The 24280-nt window shown below is 68.7% G+C and carries 23 protein-coding genes; 7 read left to right on the top strand and 16 right to left on the bottom strand.

The window, feature by feature from the left end; translation table 11 throughout:
* Positions 1-12: 12 nt before the first annotated feature.
* Positions 13-1425: a ParB/RepB/Spo0J family partition protein gene (locus tag HNR61_RS07665; protein ID WP_182842434.1), complete on the bottom strand. Its 1413-nt coding sequence runs from the start codon at positions 1423-1425 to the stop codon at positions 13-15.
* A 121-nt stretch (positions 1426-1546) separates the two neighbouring features.
* On the opposite strand from HNR61_RS07665, the gene HNR61_RS07670 reads away from it, so the two are divergent.
* Positions 1547-2236: a KpnI family restriction enzyme N-terminal domain-containing protein gene (locus HNR61_RS07670; protein WP_182842435.1), complete on the top strand. Its 690-nt coding sequence runs from the start codon at positions 1547-1549 to the stop codon at positions 2234-2236.
* Between the two features lie 207 nt (positions 2237-2443).
* On the top strand, positions 2444-3778 hold the full coding sequence (locus HNR61_RS07675; protein ID WP_182842436.1) for a DNA cytosine methyltransferase: 1335 nt from the start codon (positions 2444-2446) through the stop codon (positions 3776-3778).
* A 339-nt stretch (positions 3779-4117) separates the two neighbouring features.
* Here HNR61_RS07675 and HNR61_RS07680 read toward each other — a convergent pair whose 3' ends face one another.
* The 3 genes from HNR61_RS07680 to HNR61_RS07690 form a co-directional block, all read right to left on the bottom strand.
* Positions 4118-4924 (bottom strand): transposase family protein, encoded by an 807-nt coding sequence (locus tag HNR61_RS07680; protein WP_376770249.1) that lies wholly within the window; start codon positions 4922-4924, stop codon positions 4118-4120.
* 166 nt (positions 4925-5090) lie between these two features.
* Entirely contained in the window at positions 5091-5861 is a 771-nt protein-coding gene (locus HNR61_RS07685; protein ID WP_182843163.1) for a transposase family protein, read from the bottom strand.
* A 132-nt stretch (positions 5862-5993) separates the two neighbouring features.
* Positions 5994-6887: an IS982 family transposase gene (locus tag HNR61_RS07690; protein ID WP_182842438.1), complete on the bottom strand. Its 894-nt coding sequence runs from the start codon at positions 6885-6887 to the stop codon at positions 5994-5996.
* Positions 6888-7326: 439 nt separating this feature from the next.
* On the opposite strand from HNR61_RS07690, the gene HNR61_RS07695 reads away from it, so the two are divergent.
* Positions 7327-7701, top strand: coding sequence for a type II toxin-antitoxin system RelE/ParE family toxin (locus HNR61_RS07695; protein WP_182842439.1), 375 nt, complete (start codon positions 7327-7329; stop codon positions 7699-7701).
* Complete coding sequence (locus tag HNR61_RS07700) at positions 7698-8027, top strand: helix-turn-helix domain-containing protein (RefSeq protein WP_182842440.1); 330 nt, start codon at positions 7698-7700, stop codon at positions 8025-8027. Before HNR61_RS07695 ends, HNR61_RS07700 begins: the two co-directional genes overlap by 4 nt.
* A 522-nt stretch (positions 8028-8549) precedes the next feature.
* Here HNR61_RS07700 and HNR61_RS07705 read toward each other — a convergent pair.
* Positions 8550-9425, bottom strand: coding sequence for an AraC family transcriptional regulator (locus HNR61_RS07705; RefSeq protein WP_182842441.1), 876 nt, complete (start codon positions 9423-9425; stop codon positions 8550-8552).
* A gap of 390 nt (positions 9426-9815) precedes the next feature.
* Between HNR61_RS07705 and HNR61_RS07710 the strand changes: the two genes are divergently transcribed.
* On the top strand, positions 9816-10106 hold the full coding sequence (locus tag HNR61_RS07710) for a hypothetical protein (protein WP_182842442.1): 291 nt from the start codon (positions 9816-9818) through the stop codon (positions 10104-10106).
* Between the two features lie 33 nt (positions 10107-10139).
* Here the strand turns inward: HNR61_RS07710 and HNR61_RS07715 are convergent, their stop codons facing one another.
* Together HNR61_RS07715 and HNR61_RS07720 are read right to left on the bottom strand one after the other, a co-directional pair.
* Entirely contained in the window at positions 10140-10352 is a 213-nt protein-coding gene (locus tag HNR61_RS07715; RefSeq protein ID WP_067825778.1) for a hypothetical protein, read from the bottom strand.
* Positions 10352-11023 (bottom strand): hypothetical protein, encoded by a 672-nt coding sequence (locus HNR61_RS07720; protein WP_182842443.1) that lies wholly within the window; start codon positions 11021-11023, stop codon positions 10352-10354. Before HNR61_RS07720 ends, HNR61_RS07715 begins: the two co-directional genes overlap by 1 nt.
* A gap of 598 nt (positions 11024-11621) precedes the next feature.
* Between HNR61_RS07720 and HNR61_RS07725 the strand changes: the two genes are divergently transcribed.
* Positions 11622-12449, top strand: a complete 828-nt coding sequence (locus HNR61_RS07725; RefSeq protein ID WP_220509126.1) for a hypothetical protein — start codon at positions 11622-11624, stop codon at positions 12447-12449.
* 141 nt (positions 12450-12590) lie between these two features.
* Here the strand turns inward: HNR61_RS07725 and HNR61_RS07730 are convergent, their stop codons facing one another.
* Positions 12591-12761, bottom strand: a complete 171-nt coding sequence (locus HNR61_RS07730) for a hypothetical protein (protein WP_182842445.1) — start codon at positions 12759-12761, stop codon at positions 12591-12593.
* Between the two features lie 260 nt (positions 12762-13021).
* Here HNR61_RS07730 and HNR61_RS07735 point away from each other — a divergent pair, with 260 nt between their 5' ends.
* On the top strand, positions 13022-13642 hold the full coding sequence (locus HNR61_RS07735; RefSeq protein ID WP_182842446.1) for an SMI1/KNR4 family protein: 621 nt from the start codon (positions 13022-13024) through the stop codon (positions 13640-13642).
* 83 nt (positions 13643-13725) lie between these two features.
* Here the strand turns inward: HNR61_RS07735 and HNR61_RS07740 are convergent, their stop codons facing one another.
* The 8 genes from HNR61_RS07740 to HNR61_RS07775 all read right to left on the bottom strand — a co-directional run bounded on the left by HNR61_RS07740 (position 13726) and on the right by HNR61_RS07775 (position 24114).
* Complete coding sequence (locus tag HNR61_RS07740) at positions 13726-14733, bottom strand: glycosyl hydrolase (protein ID WP_182842447.1); 1008 nt, start codon at positions 14731-14733, stop codon at positions 13726-13728.
* A gap of 33 nt (positions 14734-14766) precedes the next feature.
* The gene (locus HNR61_RS07745) at positions 14767-15663 is read right to left on the bottom strand and encodes an ROK family protein (RefSeq protein ID WP_182842448.1); all 897 of its coding nucleotides are present in this window, start codon (positions 15661-15663) and stop codon (positions 14767-14769) included.
* Positions 15660-16796, bottom strand: coding sequence for a mannose-6-phosphate isomerase, class I (manA, locus tag HNR61_RS07750; RefSeq protein WP_182842449.1), 1137 nt, complete (start codon positions 16794-16796; stop codon positions 15660-15662). The genes HNR61_RS07745 and manA overlap by 4 nt, the downstream gene beginning before the upstream one ends.
* Before the next feature lie 225 nt (positions 16797-17021).
* Positions 17022-19484 carry a glycoside hydrolase family 2 protein gene (locus HNR61_RS07755; protein WP_220509127.1) on the bottom strand — a complete coding sequence of 821 codons (2463 nt, stop codon included), beginning with the start codon at positions 19482-19484 and terminating at the stop codon, positions 17022-17024.
* A 56-nt stretch (positions 19485-19540) separates the two neighbouring features.
* A complete protein-coding gene (locus HNR61_RS07760) occupies positions 19541-20452 on the bottom strand; it encodes a carbohydrate ABC transporter permease (protein WP_182842450.1) in 912 nt (303 codons plus the stop codon).
* Positions 20449-21402: a carbohydrate ABC transporter permease gene (locus HNR61_RS07765; RefSeq protein WP_182842451.1), complete on the bottom strand. Its 954-nt coding sequence runs from the start codon at positions 21400-21402 to the stop codon at positions 20449-20451. The genes HNR61_RS07760 and HNR61_RS07765 overlap by 4 nt, the downstream gene beginning before the upstream one ends.
* 66 nt (positions 21403-21468) lie before the next feature.
* Positions 21469-22785, bottom strand: coding sequence for an ABC transporter substrate-binding protein (locus HNR61_RS07770; RefSeq protein WP_182842452.1), 1317 nt, complete (start codon positions 22783-22785; stop codon positions 21469-21471).
* Positions 22786-23085: 300 nt separating this feature from the next.
* Complete coding sequence (locus HNR61_RS07775) at positions 23086-24114, bottom strand: LacI family DNA-binding transcriptional regulator (protein ID WP_182843165.1); 1029 nt, start codon at positions 24112-24114, stop codon at positions 23086-23088.
* Positions 24115-24280: the final 166 nt, after the last annotated feature.

Genomic DNA, 24280 nt, shown 5'->3' on the forward strand with positions numbered 1-24280 from the left:
CACCTTCGGAGGTCACCGTTCCCTCGTCGCGTCAAGCAGCCACTCCACGCCGTCGCCTGGAGAGGAGAACGTCCGGCCTGCTTGCTTGGCCAAGCGCGCCAAGCTGTCGCGCAGAGTGATGAGGGCGTCGTCGAAGGCGTCCTCGTCCAGAGCTCGCTTGGCTTTCGCCTCGGCGAACTCTGCGGCGCACTGGTCGATGTAGTCCGCTGCGTCCGTCACCCGTTCCGGAACAGCAGCCTGCCGCTTGCGCAGCTGGTTGGCCTTGCCGGCAAGGACGGTCGCCGTCTCGAACACGTCGTCGGCCTCTGCGAATACAGAGTTCGCGGCAGAGACCTCCTCTTGGGGGAGCTTGTCTGCCGACCTCCTCGCTGCGTCTGCTTGCAGCAGCTTGTCAGTCAGGGAGCGTACGGCTTTGACATCGGCTGAGTCGTCGGGGATGACGACGTCTTCCAGTCCGGGTACGGCAAGGGAGCTGCTCCCTTCTGCAGCTGGGCGCAGTGAGTCGGGGAGCCGCTGTTCGAGGTAGCGCTCGTAGAAATCTGCCTCGGCGAGACGGAGAGTCGTCTTCGGGAGGTTGAGGACTACCATCGCGAGACGCGCTTCCTTGAGCCGTTCGGCGGCATCGGGGTCTGTCGCGGCCAGGTTAGCGTAGTCGCGCGCAAGTTCCCGGAGCTTCTCCTGGTGGTCTTCGAAGTCCACGAGACGGAGGCGGGCCCCGCTGCTGGTCCGGCTGCGGTCGATAGCATCGTTGATCAGCTCGTAGACCCACCGGTCCCGCTGGAGGGTGGGAAGTTTGATGTTGAACGCTCGGGCGACGTCTTCCGGCTTCCGTCCTGCGGCAAGCTCCTCTTCAACGGCGATGAGCCGGTTGATGTAGGAGTAGTCGCGGCGCTTGTCCCGTCGCAGCTGCAGAGCCAGCTCAACCCGGTTGATGTCCTGCCGGGTGGTGTCGTCAGGCAGGACGCCGACGCGGATGTACTCTTTCCCCAGCTCCCGAAGCGCAGCACAGCGGGTGTTGCCGTCGACGAGGATTCCGTTCGGACTGATAATTCCGGGATCGCGCTGGCCGAACTCCTCCAGCTCGTCGAGGAGCGCAGCGTACTCCGGGTCGGTCTTGTTGGGATCCTTAGGGTCACGGCTCAGCAGATAGCGGAGGTAGTCCTGGGCGTCCTCACTCCAGGGCTTCTCCTCAAGGACCCGGTTACGTTCGGGGTCGAGGGTGCGCTGGGCTCGGACGCGGTGGGTGTCCGGGTTGAAGTACAGCATGCCGAGTGGCATATCGATCACGTAGAGATGCCGCTGCCCGGCATCCCGCCAGTCCACAGTCACCTTGGCCCCGTCCTCGGCCATCGCCTGCTTCAGCCGCTCCTGAACGATCGCCCTGATCTTCTCGCCCTCGGGCGGGATGCCGAAACTCGCAACCATGAATAGAGTCCCTCCAGAGCTCCAAGCCTAGCGATCGCTACAAGTATCGCGGTACCTAGCGGGCATCGGCGGCCGTCGGCGCCAGTCTGCGCAGCCAGCCCTGGCGGAGGGGGAGGACAGAATGAAGACACCTGCCTGGGACGACCCGGATTTCAAGGCCGGCAGCATGGTCAAGGCTGCCCTCTGGCTCGTGCAGGAAGTAGGGGAGGGCAACACCTTCACCAAGGAGCAGTTGCGGGCGGCTTTCCCCGGCGTGTCGCAGATCGATCGACGGGTGCGGGACCTCCGCAAGTACGGCTGGAGCATCCTGGCCAACACTGAGGACGCGAGCCTCACAGCCGAGGAGCAGCGTTTCGTCAAAGCGGGAGCAGCTGTCTGGGACCGCGAGGCAAGGCGCGCTGTCGGCCCCCGGAACGCACTGTCAGCCAAAGCCGCCAGAGCGGTCATGGAGCGTGACGACTTCATCTGCACGGTCTGCGGAATCTCCGGCGGCGAGGAGTACCCCGACGACCCCAACCAGACCGCGGTCCTGTCGGTCACCCGGCGCACCACTGTCTTTCCGGACGGCCGTGAGCAAGTACTGTCGCTCACCGAGTGCAAGCGCTGCCGTGCAGGCTCCAACGGCACGCTGGCTCGGGCAGACGAGGTCGCGGCTGACATGCGCACCCTCGACCCGGCCGACCGGAGACGACTTGCCCGCTGGATCGAGCGCAACCGTCGCGTTTCCACCCCACTCGACCGGGTTTGGGCCGCATACCGTCGGCTGCCTGCGGACGCCCGCGCTGAAATCCGTTCTGTGCTCGACGACTGAAATACAGCAGATCCGCAGTACAGGGCGCTAGCTGGTCTTCTGAGGTCGTAGACTTCCACGCCATCCTCAGTCTCGCCGGGCCAGGTGCGCTGCCGACTGCGGAACGTACTGCTCCAGGAACTGGATTGGGTCGAACGTCTGATTCCTGTGAACTGGAGGCAGCGTAGGCCGCTTCCAGGTTTCTAGGGCTTTTGGAGGGAGAACAACTTGTCCGGACCATCCGGGGCTAGGCCGCTCGAGGTCGTCGAGATCTGCGCCGGGGCAGGCGGCCAGTCCCTCGGATTGGAGCGCGCCGGCTTCCGGCATCGCTTGGCAGTAGAACTGGACGAAAACGCGGCCCGCACCCTTCGCCATAACCTCGTCAAAGTTCTGGGGTACAAGGAGAAGGAGGCCGATGACACAGTTCGCATCGGCGATGTTGCTGATCCTGGAGTCTGGAACCCAGATGAATATAAAGAGGTGGACCTGCTGGCCGGCGGCGTCCCCTGCCCGCCGTTCAGCATCGCAGGCAAGCAGCTAGGGGCTAGCGACGAGCGCGATCTTTTTGCCTGGGCGGTTGAGCTTTGTGGCCGGATGAAGCCAAAGGCACTCCTGCTGGAGAACGTTAAGGGACTGAGCGGCAACCGGTTCACAGCCTATCGGCAGCACGTTCTCGACCGGCTTAGCGAATACGGTTACATCGCCGAGTGGCGGTTGCTCCAAGCCGACCAATTCGGGGTTTCCCAGCTTCGTCCCCGTTTCGTCCTGGTCGCCCTGCAGCCGGAGTACGCCGAGTACTTCCACTGGCCGACTCCGCACGCCGAAAGTCCTCCCACAGTCGGCGAGCTGCTCCGGGAATTGATAGCCCAAGGCGACTGGAGCGCAGAACAGGTTGAAGCTTGGGTCAAGCGAGCCAACGGCATCGCCCCAACCATCGTCGGAGGATCCAAGAAGCACGGCGGTGCAGACCTCGGACCGACCCGCGCGAAGGCGGCGTGGGAAGCGATGGGCGTCGATGCCAAGGGGGTGGCTGACGATCCACCCGGCCCTACCAACCCAAGGGTCAAGGGTGCAAAATACCCGATGCTGACTGTTGAGATGGTCGCCCGAATCCAGGGCTGGTACGGCAAGGACTTCGCTGAATGGGAGTTTCTCGGCCGCAAGACCTCCAAGTACCGGCAGATCGGCAACGCCTTCCCTCCTCCGGTTGCTAGAGCGCTCGGGGCGGCGATCAGGAATGCTCTCCTGAAGGAAGGCGAGCCGCGCACCCTCGTCGAGGGGACAGACGTTGCCTTCGACCCCGTGTACAGGACTCTGCGGAGCCAGAAACGGCCGATGACTGTGGAGCAGTTGGTCGCCAAACTGGCGGTGGACGGGACACCGCTGGATCAGCCAGAAGTGGAGCGCCGTCTTGTGCACCTCAGCCACGACTTCGAGCTTGTCTCAAGTACGCGTTCGAACGGTGAGGTCGATTTCCGGCTGGGGGACTTCAAGGCATTCCTCGGACAGGAGGACCATCAGCGCCACCGCCTGTTCGCCCAGCACCGCTCCAAGATCAGCTGATACGAGTACCGGCAGTCCCGCCTTTGAGACATATGGGACGGCGCTGGTGTTCGCCAGCAGTGAGGTTTTTCAGCAGCAAGTGGCGGCGGTCTGAATGGAGGACGGCGACGGGTGGTGTGAGGACTGTAGGCAACGAAGATCCCCTGGTAGAATAAGCCTTTTTCAGTAGCGAGTGGTGGTGGCCTAGACGAGAGATGGTGGCCAGCGGTGTGAGGACTGTTGGCAGCAGAAGAGCCCCTGGTAGAACGGGTGATCTCTCACAACCCACCGCTCGAACCAGAGGCCCCGCATGCTTTTCTACCGTGCTTCGCTGCCACTGAGGTTTTCTCAGCGAAATAGTCACCGCCAGGCGTTGTTGAGGACCAGGGCCGCCTGGGCGATGGCGCCGATGCGGCCGGGGCTGAGGGTGACTTGCCGCAGGGCGCGCCAGCGCTGTTTGAGCTGGGCGGCGGCGCGTTCGCCCAGGGCGCGGGTGCTGCGCAGCAGCCGGTTGTAGGTGCGGGTGTCGGCGTCCAGCGGGCTGGGGATGTCGGGGTGCGGTCGGCGCGGGGTACGGATGCCGATGCCAGCGCCGACGTATCCGGTGCCGGCCAGAACGGGCAGGTCATCGCGAGCCGCGGGGTAGAGGGCGGGCAGGGCGTGGATGCGGGCGGCGCGCAGATCGTGCACGCTGCCGGGCTCAACGTCCGACACCCACAACGGGGTGCCGTCGGGGCCGGCCAGGAACTGCACGTTGCCGGCGAACCGGCGGGCCTTGCCCGAAAACCACTTATCGTTGCCGTTCTCGGTGGTGCCGGTGACCCGGTCGCAGAAGATGAGCATGCCGTCCAGTTCCACGTGGGTCAGGCCGTCGGCCTGGCAGCGTTGCAGGACTTCGTGCAGGTCAGGAGCCTGGTCGGCGAGGACGTCGATGCCTTCGTGCAGGTAGCGGTAGCCGGTGGCCTGCGAGATGCCGGCGTCGCGGGCCAGGGCGGGCACATCCGTGGCGTGGCGGAACCAGCGCAGCACGAACACCGCCTGACGGAACGGGCCCAGCGCCCGCGAGCCGCGTGGGGTGCCGATCCGGCGGCGATGTGCCGCCGGCAGCCGGGCAACGTACTCGACGACCGGACGGGGGACATCGAGCATGGCAACATAGGGAACCAACGCAAAGCCTCTGGTGCGGTGGACGAGATCTTGTGGTGAGACCTGTCCTACCAGGGGCTTTGCGGCTTCCCTGGGGCAACGGCACAACGCCCCGCAACGTCCCCTGCGCCTGCTTCCTCCCAGTACGCCCGTTCACTTCCGCTGAGAAAACCTCACTGAACCTTTTTCAGTTGGTGTGAGCCTCGCGGGCTTGTAGCACGTGGATGGCCTTGGCCAGGAAGCCGGCACGGTGTGGGCAGCAGCGCAGCTTGCGGAGGATCCTCCAACTCTTGAGCTGGGCGTTCGCGCGTTCGCCGGGGCCGCGGAGCCGAGCGTGGGACCGGTTGGCGTCCTTGAGACGCTCGGGCTTGTTGCGGCCCTTGTACGGGGTGAGCAGCGGTTCGCCCGCGCCGTGATAGCCCTTGTCAGCCAACGCCAGCAGCCCGGCGGCCTCCAGCGCCCGCAACAGACCCCAGATCCGTGCCGCCTTCAGCTCGTGGGTCGCGCCGGGCAGCGCGCCCGACACCCACACAATCGTCCCGTCCGGTGCGGCGATGACCTGCAAGTTCATGCCATGCTTGCGATGCTTCCCGCAGGAGAACGGCCGGTCCGCACGGACGCGGTCGATCGGGATGAGCGTGCCGTCCAGCACCAGGTATGGCAGCCCGTCGGCAGCGGCCTTACGCAACGCTTGGGCGAGCTTGGGTGAACGCGCGGCCAGCAGCGTCACGGTCTCGTTGACGTACCGCCATGCGGTCGTGGTGGACACCCCGAACCCGGCGCCCAGTTCGGCGAACGTCTCTCCTTTGCACAGGTAGACCAGCACCATCAGCGCCTGCATGCCCGGCGTGAGCGCTCGGTCCTTGCCGCTCAGGCCGTCGCGGTGGCGGCGGACGATTCCGGTGACGTATGTCAGGGTCGAACGCGACAACGGCAGCGAAGCACGGTACAAAAGCATGCGGAGCCTCTGGTTGGGGGTGGAAGTTGTGGTGATCACCTCTCCTACCAGGGGCTTCGCTGCATCCCTGGCCGACACCCCGCCCGCGATCATGCTGTGATCGGCAACCTCATCAGCCCAAGCGAAAAGGGCTCAGTGGTCGAACGCGGTCAATGACCGGGTGATCGGTCGACCGGTGCGGTGGCTGTGCCAGATCGCCGCGGTCATCGCCAGGACGCGCTGGGCGACCCTGGCGGCGACGCCCTCGAAGGTCCGGCCGCCGTGATGTTCCAGGTCGAGCTGGCCTTTGAGGGTGTCGTTGACCGACTCGATGAGCTGGCGGACCGGCTTGAGCAGGTGCTCGGCGGGTCGGGGCCGCTCGTTGCGCATCCAGGGCCGCAGCAGCTCGATTCCTCGCAGGTTCAGGTCGTATTCAAACCAGCGGGCCTTGAACCCCTTGTCGGCGATCAGCAGCAGCCCCGGCCGGTCGGCCGCCAGTTCGGGCTCCAGGTCCAACATCGAGACCAGCACCTGGCGTTCGTCGAGCTTGGGGTCGGCCAGCGCCCAGGTGATCGGCATCCCCGATGGGGTGCAGATCAGATACAGCCGCAGACCCCAGAAGAACCGAGAATGCGAGGCGCGGTAGCCATAGCCCGCCCAGCCCGCCATCTGCGACCGCTTGACGGTCGGCCGGGAACGGCCGCACTCCACCGGGGTGGAGTCGGCGATCCACACATCGTCCAGCCAGAAGTCGGTATCGACCGCCAGCAACCGGATGACTCGCTTGACCAGCGGCAACGCTGACCGAAGCCGCTTGTTGTAGCCGGGCCGCTTGGGCAGATAGGGGAACATGTCGGCCAGATGGGCGCGGGCGAACCGCAGCCACCGGGCCTCGGAGGTGTAGCCCAGCAGCGCCTGCGCCACGGCCAGGCAGACCAGTTCGGAGTCGGTCAGCAGCGGTGGCCTGCCGAGCCATCGCGTACCTCCGATCTCGTCATCGATCTTCACGTACAGTGCGGTCAAGAGGGTGTTCAGGTCGGTCGTCACAAACTGATCCGAACACCCTCGCCTTGTTCTCAGAGCTCAGACTTCGGAACTACTCGTCTAGCGGCGACCGCGTCCGTTATGTCATCAACGATGCCGATCGCACAGTGTGGATCGTCTACGCATCTCCCCGCCACCCCAAGGACACCGACCGTTGACAGGCGTCGCCGATACCGGCACATGCGACAGCAACGGTGACACTACCGATGACAGCCACCGACACATGTCAATCACCGCTGGCCTCAGGCAGACGCCCCCACCATGGCGGCTGCTCTTCCTGAAAAGCGGAAGGTCGGCGGTTCGACCCCGCCCCTGCCCACACTCTTCACCAGCCAAAACGCCCCGGAGCCTCACAGCCCGGGGCGTTAGCGTTGACAGCAACGAGCCCCATGACGCAGCAGACGATCGGCCAGCAGTATGAGCTAGAAGTTATATTGGTGTTGTGGCCTGGGACGTCGTCCTCCTCGAACCGGTCGAGAGCTGGTTCCTCAAGCTGTGCGAGTCCGATGTGGACACCGCAGCCTTGGTCGAGCAAGCCATCGACCGTCTGGCCGAGGTCGGACCGACGCTGGGACGACCGCTCGTCGACACTCTTGAACACAGCGAGCTGCGCAACCTCAAGGAGCTACGGCCCGGCAGCCGAGGCCGGTCCGAGATCCGCATGCTGTTCGTCTTCGACCCCGACCGCGCCGCGATCTTCCTCATCGCCGGAGACAAGGCCGGGCAGTGGTCGCGCTGGTACGACGAAGCGATCCCACTGGCCGAAGCCCGCTACGCCGAATACCGGGCCGCGAAGGACAAGGAGGCCGGACGATGAGCACCGGACGCCGCTGGCAGGACATCAAGGCCGAGGCACACCGCCGCAACCCCGAACTGACGGATCCTGAGCGCCAGGCCCGGGCTCGCGCCGAACTGGACGCCTATGTCGCCGGCCACCACCTCAAGGAACTTCGCAAGGCCGTCGGCAAGACACAGGCCGAGGTCGCCCAGATCCTGGGTGTCTCCCAATCCCGCATCTCCCAGATCGAGAACGGCGACATCGAAGCCATGGAGCTGGAGACCCTTCGCGCCTACGCCACCGCACTCGGCGGGCACGTGGACATCACCATCAGCGTGGGACCGCACTCAATCAAAGTCGCCTGACCGCACCAACCCGGTGACGGCCACCTTGACGGCAACAACCAACCAGCACCATGGTCGCATCCCGGGCACCGTCCGACCTTGGTGGGCAAGGTGGCCGCAGAGCGGTTGCCACTCCTGAAAAGCGGAAGGTCGGCGGTTCGACCCCGCCGCTGCCCACATTCACACCTCTGACCAGCAGAAAGACGGTCAGAGGTGTTCTTGTTTTCGGGCGGCTTTTCTGACAGGCGGATGCGCAGCGCTCGACCACCATCCGCCTATCTCCCAGTGACGCCGCCGGATCTGTGTCCTTACGGCCTCAGGGGCGCAGGCGGTCGGGCCGTCCGGCGCGACCGCCGCTGGAGTCGGCGCCCCCTCTCGATTCGCCGTGGCGGCGAACTGGGGCTCAAAGGGGGATCGGAGTTATGGCCATGGCAAGTGATGCCGGGACCGCCTCCAGCTTTTCTCGGTCGGTCGGTGCTGTGGTTGGTGGGTTTGTGGGTTGTTGAACAGCACGCCTTGTTCGGGTGTGGGCAAGGTGATGCGTTACTCGCGTTCGAAGGCGTCGGCGAATGCGTATTTCGAGTTGGAACCGCAGCGTTCGACGACGGCCTGGAGGGAGACGTCGGTCCTGTGCAGCAGCCGGGCCGCGGTCGTCGTTCGCCACCAGGTCAGGTAGGCGAGTGGCGGTTGCCCGACGACGGTGGTGAAGCGCTTGGCGAAGGTGGAGCGCGACGTGCCGGACAGCGCGGCCAGTTCGTTGATCGTCCAGAGGTGTTCGGGACGGTGGTGCAGGTGCTGCAGCGCGACGGCGATGGCCGGATCGGTCAGGGCGGCGGCCAGGCCGGTCGCGGTGTCGCCGGACCGCTCGTCGATCCAGGTGCGCAGGACGTACAGCAGCAGCATGTCCATCAGCGAGGCGAGCAGCGCGTCGGTGCCGATGCAGGGTCGCCAGAGTTCCTCGCCCATGAGTTCGACGGTGGTGCGCAGGGCGGAATGCCGGCCGAGCCGGGCGGGCAGGTGGATGACCGGCGGCAGCTCGGCCAGCAGCGGATGCGGGCGCAGGCGATCGAGGCGGTAGCGGACGCAGAGCAGGTCGGCGGCGGCCCCCTGACCGGGGATGTCCAGCTCGGAGATCAGGGAGTTCCCGTCGCGGGCGGGACCGAAGTCGACCAGCGGGCTGCCGGAGCGGTCCGCCAGCACATGTCCGTGCCCCGGGGCGGTGAACAGCACATCCCCGACGCCGAGCGTCAGCGGCGGGCCGTCCGGAGGGACCAGGCGGCAGGCACCCTGCAGGACGACGTGGCAGCAGGCCGAGTCGTCGGAGGGGAACCGCACGCCCCACGGCACTCTGCATCTGACTCTGCCCGCGTACGGACGGCCCACTCGCACGGTCGCGAGTACGTCACTCAGAACATCCACACCGCTACCCTAAGTCGCGACCCTGGGCGGTCGGGGCGGACACCGGGCGCAGACTCCACGACCAGGCGATGAAGGTGGGTTCCCACTCGGTGGGGACAGCGCGTGGGCGTCAGGCGTGCGTCACAGCTCGATGTGTCCGCGCGGGCGGCTCCTCGTTGACCATGGATATCGCAGTCCCATGAGGAGTGCCTTGTCGGTGGCCTCTGACCGGTAGGGCACTCGACACCTGGCAATGGCTTCGGATGGTCGCGGTTTCCCGTATGCGTTTCGCTGCCGAACCCCTACGGCTCCGGCCGCGATTATCATCTTCTTGTCATCGCCTCCGCACCCTTTACCGGCCACCGACCGTGATCTTCACCCGGGCAATCGCCCCTTGGCTACGGTCATCGCATGCCACGTCGCAAGCAGCACGCCGAATCCGGGCCGCTCGAACTCACCCCGCGCCTGGTCAGCGAAGCCATCAACAAACGGCAGGCTCGTCCCGAGCGGCCATCCGCGCTGGCCTACCAGTCGCTCATTCCGGCCTCGTACCAGAGCCTCGACATCGACCCCACCATGGAACAGCTCGTCCGGCGGCTCCCACCGCCAGGCGGCTCCATGTCCTCCGTCGACGCCGAACGCTGGCTCGACACCGCCCGCTCCGTCATCGGGCTCGTTTACGTCGACCCCGCCGAGGGCTGAGCACCGACCGCCACCGCGTTCCGACTCCAGCGGTCAGGCGGTGCGGCGCTCCTGGCGCGCCCACCTGCGGCGGAATCGCTCGACCAGTTCCTGGTTGCGCTGCGGGGTCCCGCGCAGGGCGTCGAAGTCCATCGCGGTGGACGCCAGCCGTTCGTAGTCGGGGTGGTTCGGTTCGACGATGGTGACGCCGTCACCGACATCGTGAGGCACCAGCAGCAGACCGTCGCGTCGGATCGCCTGGGCCATCACACCTCCAACCCGTAGTGCCTGACATAGTACCGGGCCACCATCTCGGTGACCGGGATCGAGCCGGACAGATGCCGCGACAGCCAGTCCAGTTCATGGTTGATCACCAGCGCCCACGCCTCGGCCCACCACTCCAGCGGATCCTGCCAGCGCTGGTACACCAGCAGCGGCCGGCACCGCATCATGATCGTCTGCCACTCGGCGGACTCGGCCGCCCGGCGGCGCCGCTCGATGACGTGCCCGATCTCATGGTCCACCAGGGAGACCGAGACATGCGGGCCGGTACCGACCACCACGGTGCGCCGGCCCCAGACCACGGCGCCGGGGACCTGGTCCCACAGCTGGTCGATGCCCGGCCGGACCGGCCGACCGGCCAGGTACCGCAGGTGGTCCAGGGCCGGGGCGTTGCCGACACCCAGCCACAGCCCGCCGGTGAGGGTGTCGGCGACCAGCGAGGCGATCGGCCCGGGCAGCGCCGCCAGCCGGTCCACGGCCGCGATCAGCTGAGAGGGGGGCGGGCCCTCGGCGGGGTTCCACTGGCGCCGCACCACCTGTTCCAGCACGCCCAGATGGCGGCGGCCGTCTCGAGGCACCAGATCGGCGTCGGCGGGATGCGGATCGCACCAGTACGGCGCACGCTGGCCGGTGGAAAGCACGGGCGGAGTGGTCATGGCGTTCTCATGCTTCCAGAAACCGCCATGCTCCTCGGGCGGTGGTGACTGCCAGCGAAAGCGCCTCAACACCCTTTTACCTGGCACGCTGTCAAACCACCGCGTTCCGGCCATTGACCGGAGATCCGAGGGCGGTCCGCGGAACACCGGCACTATTCGCACCGGTCCCCGCTGATCACCGCACCAAGTGGCGGCCAACGGCCGAGATCACCAGCAAGTCACGCACACCCCGTGGATCCGTTAAAACAGAAAGCCCTTTGCGCAACCCTTACTCAATTACCCACCGATCACCGCCTGTCACAATCGACAAGCGGCGGAGATCGCTGCATGATTATTTTCATGAATTCACCTTCCCGGCGCTTGTCGGTCGGCCCCACCGAGTGGCTCCTGGCATTCTTGCGAGCCCGAGAAAAGTCGTACCGGGCGCAGTCCGGACTGGCCGTAGGGCCGTCGGAGTGGCTGGTGGTGTTCCTGAACGCCAGCAATAACGAGCCCCCCGTCCCGCAGCGCTCGACGGTCCTTTCCCGGCGGTACCGCGACGACGAACGCCCCGTGTCGCGGTTGAGCGCGCGCAGCGCATAAGGGGAAAGAAATGATCATGGAGATAGCGCTCGCCTGCCTGATCGGCGGACTGGTCGGCGGAGCGGAACTGGTCAGCCGCTACCGGGATCGCCCCTGGGCGGCGATCCTCTCGCTCGCCGGGCTGCTCTACCTGTTCGTCAACATCATCGCCGCGGTGGTCGCGCTGATCATCGTCACGGCCGCCGGATGGCGGTTCGGACTGCCGGCGTCGATGGGCGAGACGGCACAGATGTTCGCCCGCGTCTCCACCGCGGGGTTCGGCTCGGCCATGGCGCTGCGGCTGTCGCTGGCGCCCGCGCAGGCGCACGGGGCGGGCACCGGCCCGGTCTCGCTCCTCAACGGCATCCTGCGACTCGCCGACCAGGTGATGGAGCGCAAGGGCGCGCTCAGCCGCCTGTCGGGAAACGGGCTGGCGGGTCTGTCGTTCGAGCGCGACCACGCGGCGCTCGCGGAACTGTGCTGCCACCTGCTGGAGCAGTTCGACCTCGGCGAGGCCCAGCGGCTCGGCGGGCTCGCCGCCGACCTCAGGCAGCGCACCGACCTCACCGACAGCGACAAGCTCGACTGCTTCGGGCTGGAACTCGTCCGGCTCGTCGGGGAGCGCGCCCTCCGGCAAGCGGCCCAGCACCTGCGGGAGCGGCTGGAGAAGGAAGCGGTCGAGCGGTCGGCCGCCCAGGCGGCCGGGCAGGTTCCCGCGGCCGCCGTCGAGGATCGGCTCGCGGCCCTGCCCAGCACGTCGGAGGGCTCCGAGTTCGAGACGTCGCCGACCGAACGGCCCTCACGTCTGCGTCCGAGCCCGAACGGCGCGAGCAGGCTGGAGCGCAAGGCGTTGAGCGACGTCTAGCGGTTCGACGGCCGCGACGCCGCCCCCGGGCGGGTCCAAGGTGCTGGCGCACTCATGAGTGCGCCAGCACCTTTCGCGTCCACCCGAAAAAGCACCGCCCACAGATGAATGGTTCTGCGGGCGGTGCGGGGAGCTGCCGAGTCAGCTCGTTCCTTCTTTACGCTCCTGCATCATTTCAGCGATTTTGTGCAACGCTTCCGCTATCGACAAAAGAGCGGTTATCTGGGCTACCGCCATCTGGCTCTCCGGGGACGGACGCGCGGCCTGCGCCTCTGCGGCAGAATCATGCGCCTGCTGGCTCCACCAATTCATGAGATGATCTTAGATCACATAATTCGGCCCTCTCGGTAAGGCATGCGGGAGGGAAACGATAAGTTGCGGGCAACTTTCAGTGTGAGCAGCCGCACCGGTGAGTGGCGCGCGAGCGACGCGTCGAACCGGCGCCGATCGTCTCGCTTCCGGCGGCCCGCAGACGTCCACACCGCCCTCAGGGGGCCGTCCTCGTTCCTGAGTGATCACCGGTCGGCGGCCTCTGGTGGGATGATCCTTACCAGTGTCCCGAGGAGGAAGAAGTGACTGGGACTCCTGAATGGGAGGCGCTGCAACGGCTGATGCCTCCCATGGCCGAGCCTGACCTCTCGGTCGACTGGGGGCGGATGCGGGAGTCGTGGGGCACGGAGTTCCCCTCCGACTACCGGAGGTTCATCGGGTTGTACGGGCCCGGCACCCTCCAGGGCTATCTGGTGGTCCAGGACCCCGAGCCCAGAGGTGGGCCGCGACGGTCGCGGTTCGGCGGTATGCAGCACGAAACCGTGAACGCCGAGCAGGCGTGGGCCACTGACGCCAAGACGCCGGAGCTGGCGGGAGCGCGCCCCCGGCTGATCGCCTGGGGCGCGGACTCCAGCGCGGACATCCTGTGCTGGGACGCCTCCGCTGACGATCCGGACACCTGGCCCGTCCTGGTGCGGGACAGGGACGAGAGTCTCTGGAGCCGCTACGACTGCGGGATGGTGGAGTTCCTTTCGCGGGTGTTGCGAGCGGGCTTCGACGAGTGTCCCCTCGGTGACCTTTCCCTGTGGGGACGGGGGTCCGCGACGTTCCTCCCCGAGAGCGAGCAGCGGCGCCGGGTGGAGGAAGGGCTCGCCCCGTGGACGGGCGAGCCGGATCCGTACGCCGGAAGGTATGGCGGCTGACGACACCACGCGACCAGCCACAACGGAGGCGGAGCCGAGATCCCCGGTACGGGATCTCGGCTCCGCCCATCTTCGCGTGCTGGTCAGGGGATGGTGAATTCGCCCTGGTTGAGGACGCGGGGGTGGAAGTAGGCCGCCTGGATTTCGGCGTTGGTGTTGTTACCGCGCAGGTGCTCGGACCACATCATGAAGTAGGCCCATCTGGTCTGGGTCGCGAGCAGGGAGGCGGTGGGCATCTTGCCCATCTCGGCCAGGGCGATCGGCTTGGATCCGGCGATGTTCTGGATCCGCTGGTAGTCGGCCTGGCTCGGGTGGGCCTTGTACCAGACGTCCAGGGAGACGACGTCCACGTAGGAGGAGCCGGGGTAGTAGGCGGCCCAGTTGCCCGCCGGGTTGTCCTGGACGTTCCAGACCCAGATCAGGTTGGTCAGTCCCTTGCTCATGAGGTGGTCCCGGGTGATGCGGTAGAGGCGGGCGCTTCCGTTCGGGCCGGGACGGTCGCCCCACCAGTTCCACGCCTCGTTCATCTCGTGGAGCGGGCGGAACAGGACCGGGACGCCCGCGTTCTTGAGCTGCTGGAGGTAGGGGACGGCCTCGTCGAGCCGGCGCTTCCACGCGGTGTTGAGCGCGGTGCCGTCCGTGACGATCTGGTGGAACTGGTCGTTGGAGATCTGCGTCTTCACGCCGCCGTCGAACTGGCAGGTGCTGCCTCCGGTCGGGGTGCAGACGTGCCAGGTGAGGGTGACGAGCGAGCCGTTCGCCCATTCGGTCTTGGCCTGGTCGATGACGCGCTGCCGGTTGGCGACGTCCTCGGGGCGGAACATCAGGTCGCCGCCCCACAGGCCGGGGTACTGGCCGGTGACGTCCTTGACCTGCTGGGTGTACTGGCCGGGGGCGGTGGCCGGTTCCTTGTTGTGCTGGCCCGAGACGATGTTCCGGCCCGTGATCGAGGTCAGGTGGTCGATGACGCGCTGCTTGGACATGGGCGGGAAGGCGTGGGCGGAGGGAGTCCCCACGGCTCCCACGCCGAGGACGGCGAGGACGGCGGCCAGGAGCGCTCCGGCTCTGGCCGTGGACGGGGTGGGTCTCATGCGTTCTCCTCTTGACCGAAGGTCCCCCGAGGACTAGGTGCCGCCGCGTGCCGGCAGGGCGAAGGCCGCGGCTCCGTAGAGGCCCGCGTCGCGGGCGAGCGTCGTCAGCGTGACGGTGATGTCGCGGGTGAACGGCAGTCCGGCGTGCTTGCCGAGGTGGTCGCGCAGGGGGTTCAGGAGGAGGTCGCCGGCCGCGGCCACCCCTCCGCCGATCACGACGTGCCGGACGTCCAGCAGGGTGGTGGCGGTGCGCACGGCGGTGGCCAGGAACCGTCCGGAACGTTCGAACGCGGCGAGGGGGACGGCCGCGCCGTCCAGGGCCGCGTCGGCCAGGTCCCTGGCGGTGGGTTCGCCGGTGGGCGGCCGCCAGCCTCGGGCGAGCGCCCACCGGACCATGCTCGGCCCGCTGGACGTGGTCTCCAGGCATCCGCGCGCTCCGCACGGGCACGGCTCGCCGCACGGGTCGACGGGGATGTGACCGATGTGGCCCGCGTTCCCGGTGTCGCCGCGCCACGGGGCGTCGCGCAGGACGAGGCCGCCGCCGATGCCCGTGGACACGACGATGCCCAGGAGGGAGGGCACGCCGTGGTCGCCCCGCCACCATTCGCCCATGGCCATGCACTGGGCGTCTCCGGCGAGTGTGACGGGCTTGCCGCCGGCCAGGCGCCGGACGGTGTCGACGAGCGGGAAGTCCCGCCAGGCGGGGATGTTGACCGGTGACACCGTCCCGGTCGTCGTGTCCAGCGGTCCGGCGGTGCCGATGCCCACGGCGGTGACGGCGGAGGTCGCGAAGTCGGTGACGAGCCGTCGCAGCGTGCCGGTCGGGTCGGGGCCGATCGGGCGTTCGGCGCGGCTCAGCAGCGTTCCGTCCGGCGTCACGTGGGCCGCGGCGAACTTGGTGCCGCCGATGTCGAGGGCGAGGACGGTCATGGCGTGGTTCCCGGTTCGGCGATGTGGACGGTGCCCTGGCCGGTGAGGTCGAGGGAGGCGCGGGCGGGGACGAACGCCGCCTCCCCCGGCCCGAAGGCCATCCGCTGGACGCGCGCCTCCCCGCCGAGGCAGAGGAGGATCCGCGGGGCGCCCGGCGGCAGCGGGCGGGAGGCGCCGGTGGCCAGGTCGTGGCGGGTGAGCATGAACTCGGCCACGGGCGGCTGGTACGAGACCCCGCCCTGGCGGCGGGTCGCGGGGACGAGGGACGGTTCCGCGGGGCGGAGGTCCAGGACGGAGAGGGCTTCGGCGAGGTGGCGCCGTTTGGCCGTGAGCCCGCAGCGCAGCACGTTGTCGGAGTTCGCCATCACCTCCACCGCCACCCCGGCCAGGTAGGCGTGCGGCACCCCGGCTCCGAGGAACATCGCCTGCCCGGGGCTCAGCCGGACGTGGTTCAGCAGCAGCGCGGCGGTGACGGCCGGGTCGCCGGGGAACGCCAGGGCCAGCCCGCGGTATGCGGCGTACTCGTCGCGGTCGCTGCGCAGGAGGGCCCGTTCGACCGCGTCGCAGGCCGCCGCGTCCTCGAAGACGCGCTCGAACGTCCGGCGGAGCGCGCCGACGCGGAGGAGCGCCGTCCAGGGGGCCGTCTCCGCGAGGCCGAGGCCGTCCAGGAGAGCGGCGGCGTCGCGGGGGTCGCGGAAGCCGCACAGCGCCTCGAAGCCGGTGACCGCGCACACCATCTCCGGTTTGTGGCGGGGGTCCCGGTAGACGCGCCGCGCATCGTCGGGTGCGATCCCGGCGTTCTCCTCGCGGGCGAATCCGGCCGCCGCCCGGTCGTTCGCCGGGTGCACCTGGAGGGACAGCGGACGTTCCACCGCCAGCACCTTCAGCAGGAAGGGCAGCACGGGACCGAACCGCTCGACGGCCCGTTCGCCCAGCATGCCGACGGGATCGCGGCGGATGAGCTCGGTCAGCGGCAGGCCGCCGGAGAACGACGGCGCCGACGGGTGGGCGCCGGCCCACAGCTCGGCCTGCGGGCCGCCGGTCCGCTCGGTGCCGAACATCTCGGGGAACGCCGTGGTCGAGCCCCAGTCGTAGGGCCGGATCACGGTGCTCAGCGGGAACGGGCCGGTCATGGCGCCGCCTGGTCTGGACCGAGGAGTGTCACGATCGGGAGCTTGCGAGCGATCTTGTAAGCGACGAGGGAAGACCTGGCGTCACAGCGCCAGGACCCGCCGCGCGGAAGCGTGGCAATGAGCAGGGTCATGGCGCCGCCTGGTCCGGACTGAGGGGCGTCACGATCGGGAGCTTGCGAGCGATCTTGAAAGCGACGAGGGAGGGCCCGGCGTTCAGGAGCACGGTCATGGACGGGCTCCGTTGACGCTGAACAGCGCGGCCCGCACCCGGGTCTCGTCGAGGTCGGTGAGGTCGGCTCCGCGCACGGTGATCGTGCGGGTCTCGCCGGGCAGCAGGGTCATCCGGCCCTGGTCGGCCTCCGCGGCGGGGTCCAGGCGATCGGCCTGGAGGAGCAGGTCGCGGACGAACGAGCGCGCGGTGACCGCGACGGCGCAGCCGTCCGGCGCGGGGCGCACCTCCACCTCCAGCTCCGCCGCGGGATAGGAGAACTCGCGGTCCGGGCAGCCGAGAACGACGTCGCGCAGGTCACCGGCGTCGGCGACCAGGAACTCCTTGTGGCGGTCGGTGATCCCGGCGACCTCGGCGCGCAGCGGCAGCACCGCCACCGAACGCGGGGCGGCCGCGAAGGGCACGTGCTCCTCGGCGAGGACGGTGCCGTCGGCCAGCATGCGGCGGACGTGGGCGCGGCCCTCCCAGCGTTCGTCCGACTGGTTGTCGACGGCCAGCGCGGGGGCGCCGTCCCGGGTCTGGAGGGTCAGCAGCCGGTCCGCGTACAGGCGGCGCAGCTCGTGGTAGAGCGGTTTGCGGCGTCCCGCGCCGTCGACGGCCGCCCACGAGGTGACCGGCCAGCAGTCGTTGAGCTGCCACACGACGGTGCCGGCGCACACCGGCCAGTGGGAACGCCAGTGCGCGACCCCGGTCGCGATCGCGCGCGCCTGGTTGAGCTGGGTGAGGTAGTGCCAGTCGTCGAACGTCGCCGGGGCGTCGAAGTGGTGGGCGAGGCCGCGGTCCAGCTTGCCCTGGCCGTCCTCGGCCTTCTGGTGGTGCAGCATGCCGGGCGATGTCGGGCTCAGCTCCTCCCCCGGCAGCGCCTCGCGCAGGGTCGCGTACGCCGGGGGCGCCTGCCAGCCGAACTCGGCGGCGAAGCGCGGCACGTCGTTCAGGTAGTCGGAGTGGTCGCGCCGGTTCCAGGCCTCCCAGAAGTGCGACGGCCCGTGCGCCGGGTCGTTGGGGTGGTGGCGCCAGGAACCCGACCAGGGGCTTCCCGCGCTGTACGGGCGGGTCGGGTCGAGCTCGGCGACGACCCGGGGCAGCAGGCCGAGGTAGTAGCCCTCGCCCCAGCTGTCGCCCGCCAGTTCCTCGTCCCATCCCCAGTCCTTGAAGCCCCAGAGGTTCTCGTTGTTGCCGTTCCACAGCGCGAGGCTGGGGTGCGGCATGAGCCGGACGACGTTCTCGCGGGCCTCGGCCTCGATCTCGCCGCGCAGCGGCTGCTCCTCGGGGTAGGCGGCGCAGGCGAACAGGAAGTCCTGCCAGACCAGCAGGCCCAGCTCGTCGCAGGTCTCGTAGAACGCGCGGTCCTCGTAGACGCCGCCGCCCCAGACGCGGACCAGGTTGACGCCGGCGTCGGCGGCCTGGGTGAGTCGGTGCCGGTAGCGGGCGGGGGTGACGCGGGAGGGGAGCGCGTCGTCGGGGATCCAGTTGACCCCCCTGGCGAAGACCGGTGTCCCGTTGACGACGAGGGTGAACGCGGTGCCGTGGCCGTCCTTCGACTGGTCGAGCTCGACCGTGCGGAAGCCGATGCCGCGTTCCCACTCGTCCAGCACCGCGTCCGTCCCGGGATCGGCCAGGACGACCCGGCAGCGGTGAAGCGGCTGGTCGCCGTAGCCACGCGGCCACCACAGCTCCGGGTCGGGCACCTCCAGGGCGGCGACGGCCGTGGACGCGCCCGCCGGGATCGTCACGGCCGCCGTCCGGCCGCCGACCTCGACGGTCGCGCGCAGCTCCCGGTCCTCGCCCGCGGCGGTCCGTTCCAGGACGAGGTGGGCCTCCACGCGGCCGGCGCCGCCGGTGACGGTCACCAGGGGGCGCACCTGGGCCAGGCGCGCGGTGTTCCAGCACTCCAGCCGGACCGGGCGCCACATCCCGGCCGTCACCAGGGTCGGTCCCCAGTCCCAGCCGAAGGCGCACGCCATCTTCCTGATGAAGTTGAACGGCTCCGGGTAGGCGTTGGGGCGCGGTCCGAGCGTGTCCCGCAGCCCTTCGGCCTCGGTGTAGGCCGAGGTGAAACGGACCGAGAGCGGCGTGCCCTCCCGGGCCCGGCCGGTGATGTCGAAGCGGTACGCGCGGTGCATGTTCCGCGTCGTCCCGAGCACGGCGCCGCCGAGCGTCACGGACGCCACGGTGTCGAGGCCCTCGAACACGAGGTCGGTGCGTTCGAAACCGGCGGGTCCGGCGGGCAGGACGGTGTCGTACCGCCAGTCGGCCCGGCCGACCCAGGCCACGTCGAGTTCGTTGCGGCCCACGTACGGGTCCTCGATCACCCCGGCGTCCAGCAGGTCGCCGTGGCAGCATCCGGGCACGCGCGCCGGGACGCCTCCGCCGCGGAGCCCTTCGAGCCCCTCGGGGGCCTCGCCACCGGCCAGGTGAAGGGTCCACCCCGAGGTCAGGGGCATGCTCTGCTTGCTCAACCGCGCACTCCTTGGTCAATGACGAGCTGTGGTGTGAATGGCGGGGGGCGAACGCCCTACCGGCCGGACCCGCGGGTGAGGCCGCTGTAGATGAAGCGCTGGAGGGTGAGGAACACGACCAGGCTCGGCAGGATCACCAGCGCCGCTCCCGCCGCCACGACCTCCCAGTGCGCGCCGAACGGTCCCTTGAACCGGAACAGCGACGTCGAGATCGTCCCGAGCTCCGCGGAGGGCATGTAGAGGAACGGGATGTAGAAGTCGTTGTAGATCGCGACGCCCTTCACGATCACCACGGTGGCGATCGCCGGCTTCAGCAGCGGCAGGATCACCCTCCAGTAGATCGTCAGCGGGCTCGCTCCGTCGATCCGCGCCGCCTCGTCCAGCGAGGTGGGGATGGAGCGGATGAACTGCAGGAAGATGTAGATGGACACGATGTCGGTGCCCATGTAGAGCAGGATCGGCGCCCAGTGGGTGTTCATCACTCCCAGCTGGTTGACGACCTGGTACGTCGCGACCTGGGTGGTCACCCCCGGCACCAGCGCGGCGACCAGGAACAGGGTCAGGACCAGCCGCCTGCCCCGGAACCGGAAACGGTCGACGGCGTAGGCGGTCATCGAGCCGATGAGGACCGTCCCCAGCAGCGAGAACACCAGGATGAACGCGGTGTTCCCGAGCGCCTGGAGCATGGCGCCGTCGGTGAACGCGACCTTGTAGTTGTGCAGGTTGAACCAGTCGTCGGGCGGCGACAGCGGGTTGCCGTTCGCCGCCATCTCCCCGCTGGTGCGCAGCGAGGTCAGCACGATGGCCAGGAGCGGCACGACGACCACGGCGCTGGCCAGCACCAGCGACAGGTACGTGAGGAGGACGGCCAGCGCGGCGCGCGGCGAGGTGGCCCGGCGGGCGGGGCCGTGCCGCCGGGACCGGCGGTGTCCCGGGCCGCGCCGGGACGGGCCGGCGATCGCCGTCATGACAGTTCCCCCCTCTCGTCGGGAACGAGCAGCCGTTGCAGCCAGGTGACCAGCAGGACGACCAGCAGCAGCACGACGGCGGCGGCCGAGGCGAGCCCGACCTTGTCGAAGTTGAAGGCGAGCTTGATCGTCTGGATCACGAAGGTCTCGGTGTTGTTCGAGCCGCCGGTCATGATGAACGGGATCTCGAAGACCGCCAGCGCGCCGGAGACCGCCAGGATCACGCTCAGGCTGATGATCGGCTTGATGCCGGGCACGATGATGTGGCGGAACTGCTGCCACCGGTTCGCGCCGTCCAGCTCGGCCGCCTCGTACAGCTCCGGCGGGATCGACTGGATCGCGCCGATGAACAGCACCAGGTTGAGGCCCATGAACCGCCACACCGACACGCTCGCCAGCGAGGTGTTCACCAGGTCGGGGTCGCCCAGCCACAGCCGCGGCCCGACCCCGAAGACGCCGAGCAGCGAGTCGAGCGTCCCGCCGGGCTGGAAGAAGTAGAGGAACACGAAGCCGATGGCGACGCCGTTGACCAGGTAGGGGAAGAACAGGATCCCCTTGAACAGGTTCCGCAGGCGGACGTCGAAGCTGAGGACGGTCGCGAAGTAGAGCGCCACGACGATCTGGACCATCGCCCCGGCCAGGTAGAACAGGCTGACGGCGAAGACCTGGAAGAGCCGCGGCCGGGTGAACAGGTCGACGTAGTTGCGCAGCCCCACGTAGTTCCGGTCCGGGCTGAGGCCGTCCCAGTCGGTGAAGCTGTAGCCGATCATGTTCACGACGGGGATGTAGGTGAACAGGACCAGCAGGACCAGCGGCGCCGCGAGGTAGGTCCAGGGCGCGTACCACCGCTGCCGTCCGGCGCGTCCCGCCGCCGGCTCCGCCGGGAGCCGCGCCGCCGGTGGCCGCTTCCCGCGACGGGAGCCGGCCGCTGCTGTTCGAGATGCGGACATGTGTGCCTTCTCCTGAGGAACGGAGTCGCCGTGCGCGGGGGCGGCGGCCGCCCCCGCGCGGGGGACTCAGCCGCCGACGGTGCCCTGGGCCTCGGACCACCTGCCGTTGAGATCCTTGAAGACCCCGTTGAGGTCGCCCGGGGCCGCGCCGCGTGCCACGTCGACGATGCGCTGCCGGTACTCGGGCTTGTTGAGGCCGATCTCGGAGGCCTTGTCGATGTCGAGGACCTGGGTGTACTTCGCGTAGCTGATGCGGACGAACCGCACCCCGGCGGACTCGAAGGGCTGGAAGATCGAGGGCAGCGGCCTGCCCTTGACCCCGGAGATCGACAGGGCCTTCTCGGCGTCACCGGACCTGTTGACGTACCAGTCGATCCACGCCCGCGCGGCCGGCTTATTCCTGCTGTTGACGTTGATCCCGTACTGGTAGTCGGGCCGCAGGACGGTGCAGAAGGCGCCGCCGGCCTGGGCGGGGAACGGCATGAAGCCGATGTCCTCGGGGTCGCGGCCGGCCTTCTTCGCCGCCTCCCGCATCTGCACCACGGCCCAGGAGCCGAGCCACATCGTGCCGATCTTTCCGGTGGCGATGAGGTTCTTGGAGTTCTCCCAGTTGGTGGTGTTGGGGTCGGCCTCCGACAGCTTGTCGCGCACGATGTCGTGCAGGAGCGTGTCGGCGACGTGCAGGTCCTGCCCGGCCGCCCAGGGCTGCCTGGTCGTGGTGAGCCTGTCGTTGGCGGCGGCGTCACAACTGGGCGAGCCCAGGGCGTTGCCCCAGTTCGTCAGCGGCCAGGCGTCCTTGTAGTTGGTGTAGTACGGCGTCGCGGCCGTCCTGGCCCTGATCGCCTTGAGCGCCTCGACGAACGCCGCCGGGGTCTTCGGCCAGTCGGTGACGCCCGCCTGCCGCCACACGGCCTTGTTGTAGACGAAGCCGTTCGCGGTGACGATGTTCGGGATGCCGTAGACCTTGTCGGCGACGGTGGTGGCCTGGGTGAACTCGTAGGTCCTGGACAGGTCGGCGGCGGTGCCCAGCGGGGCGAAGAACGTGGGGTACTGGCTGGTCGGCACCGCGTTCGGGATCGCCAGGACGTCCCCGTAGTCCTTGCTGTTCATGCGGATCCTGACGTCGCCCTCGTAGTCGGTGAGCCCCTGGAACTCCACCCTGACCTTGGGGTAGGTCTTGTTGAACTCCGCCGCGTACCCCTTGAGGGTGCCGTCCTGCACCTGGTCGGTGCGGTTGGTGAGGACCGTGATCGACCCCGTCACGCCGGCCGGGTCGCCCGGGACGGGGACCACGCCCGTGTCCCTGCCGCCGCCGGTGCCGCCGCAGGCCGCGAGGGCGACCACCAGCGCGCTCCCTCCGGCCACCACGTGTGTTCGTCGCACGTCGCACCACTTCCTCGTCTGTGATCGCGGTCCCTGGTGTCCTGGCCCCCGGTGGCTGCTTAACCTAGACGCAACATGAGACGCTGTCTATAGAACGTTTTAGTTCATCTGGATCCACCGATGCCGTCTCCGGTGAACGCCGCTCGCCGACGGCTGGCACGCCGCGTAACAGTCATGTCTTACTGGCATTACGGTGCTTACAAGGACAGCGTCACCCGTCGGCGCCGCATGACGCTCCACACCGGACGGGGATCGGCGGTCAACGCCGTGGCTAAAACGGAACAGTGACGGTCGGCGCCGTCAGCGGCGGGGCGGGGCGGTCGAGGCGCGGGGCGTCAGGACCGGCGGCTGCGTCGGCCGGGACGGGCGCCCCTCGCCGCTCATGACCTGGAACAGCGCCGTCGTCACGTCCGCCCCGAACGAGTAGACGTCGTGCCGCATCGCCGACAGGGTCGGACGGGTGAGCTGGCACAGCTGCGAGTCGTCCCAGGCGATCACCGACAGGTCCTCCGGCACCGACAGGCCGAACTCGTCGGCGACGCCCAGCGCCGCGACGGCCATGATGTCGTTGTCGAAGATGATCGCGGTGGGCCGGTCGGGCGCCAGCAGCAGGCTCCGGCAGGCACGCGCGCCCTGGTCGGGGGAGAAGTCCGCGACGGCCGTGCGTCCCTCCAGGCCCAGTTCCGCGATCACCTCGTCGAAGGCCGCGGTCCGGATCGCCGAGTGGCCGAGCCGTTCCGGCCCGCCGACCCGGCCGATGCGGCGATGTCCGAGGGCGGCGAGGTAGCGCACCGCCTCGGCCACCGCCGCGGCGTCGTCGGTCCACACCGAGGCGAACGGACCGGCCAGCGAGGGGTGGCCGACCACCACGGCGGGCAGCCCGATCTCGGCCAGCGCGGGGATCCGCGGGTCGTCGACCTCCAGGTCCACCAGGATGCTGCCGTTGACGCGACCGCCCTGCCACCACTCCCGGTGGACGTCGATCTCCTCGTCCGCCTCGATCACCCGCAGCAGCAGGGAGCACGAACGGCGGCTGAGGACGCTCTCGATCCCGGAGATGAACTCCATGTAGAACGGTTCGAGGCCGAGCAGCCGCGCGGGCCGGGCGATGGCCAGCCCGACCGTGTGGACCGCGCGCCCCGACAGCGAGGCGGCGGCGAGGTTGGGGCGCCAGCCGAGCTCCCGCGCCGCCCGCAGGATCCGTTCCTTCGTCGACGCCGACACCCCGGGCCGGTCGTGCAGCGCGATCGACACCGCGGACGGTGACACGCCGGCCCGCGCCGCGACGTCCTTGATCGTCGCCTTGCGCGTCTTGCCCGCCGAATCCATCTGCGTCACAGCGACGACCGCCCTCTTCCCACCCCGAGCCGGATCCCGCGGCCAATCTACCGCCTCCGGTGGTTGAACGTGCGAGTGCCCGCACCCAGGCCCATCTCGCCCACCTGTGAGGCACCTGCACTAAAACGATATAGACAGTGTGCCGTCCACCGCCTAG

This window comes from Actinomadura kijaniata, assembly GCF_014138665.1.
In the GTDB taxonomy this organism is placed as follows: domain Bacteria; phylum Actinomycetota; class Actinomycetes; order Streptosporangiales; family Streptosporangiaceae; genus Spirillospora; species Spirillospora kijaniata.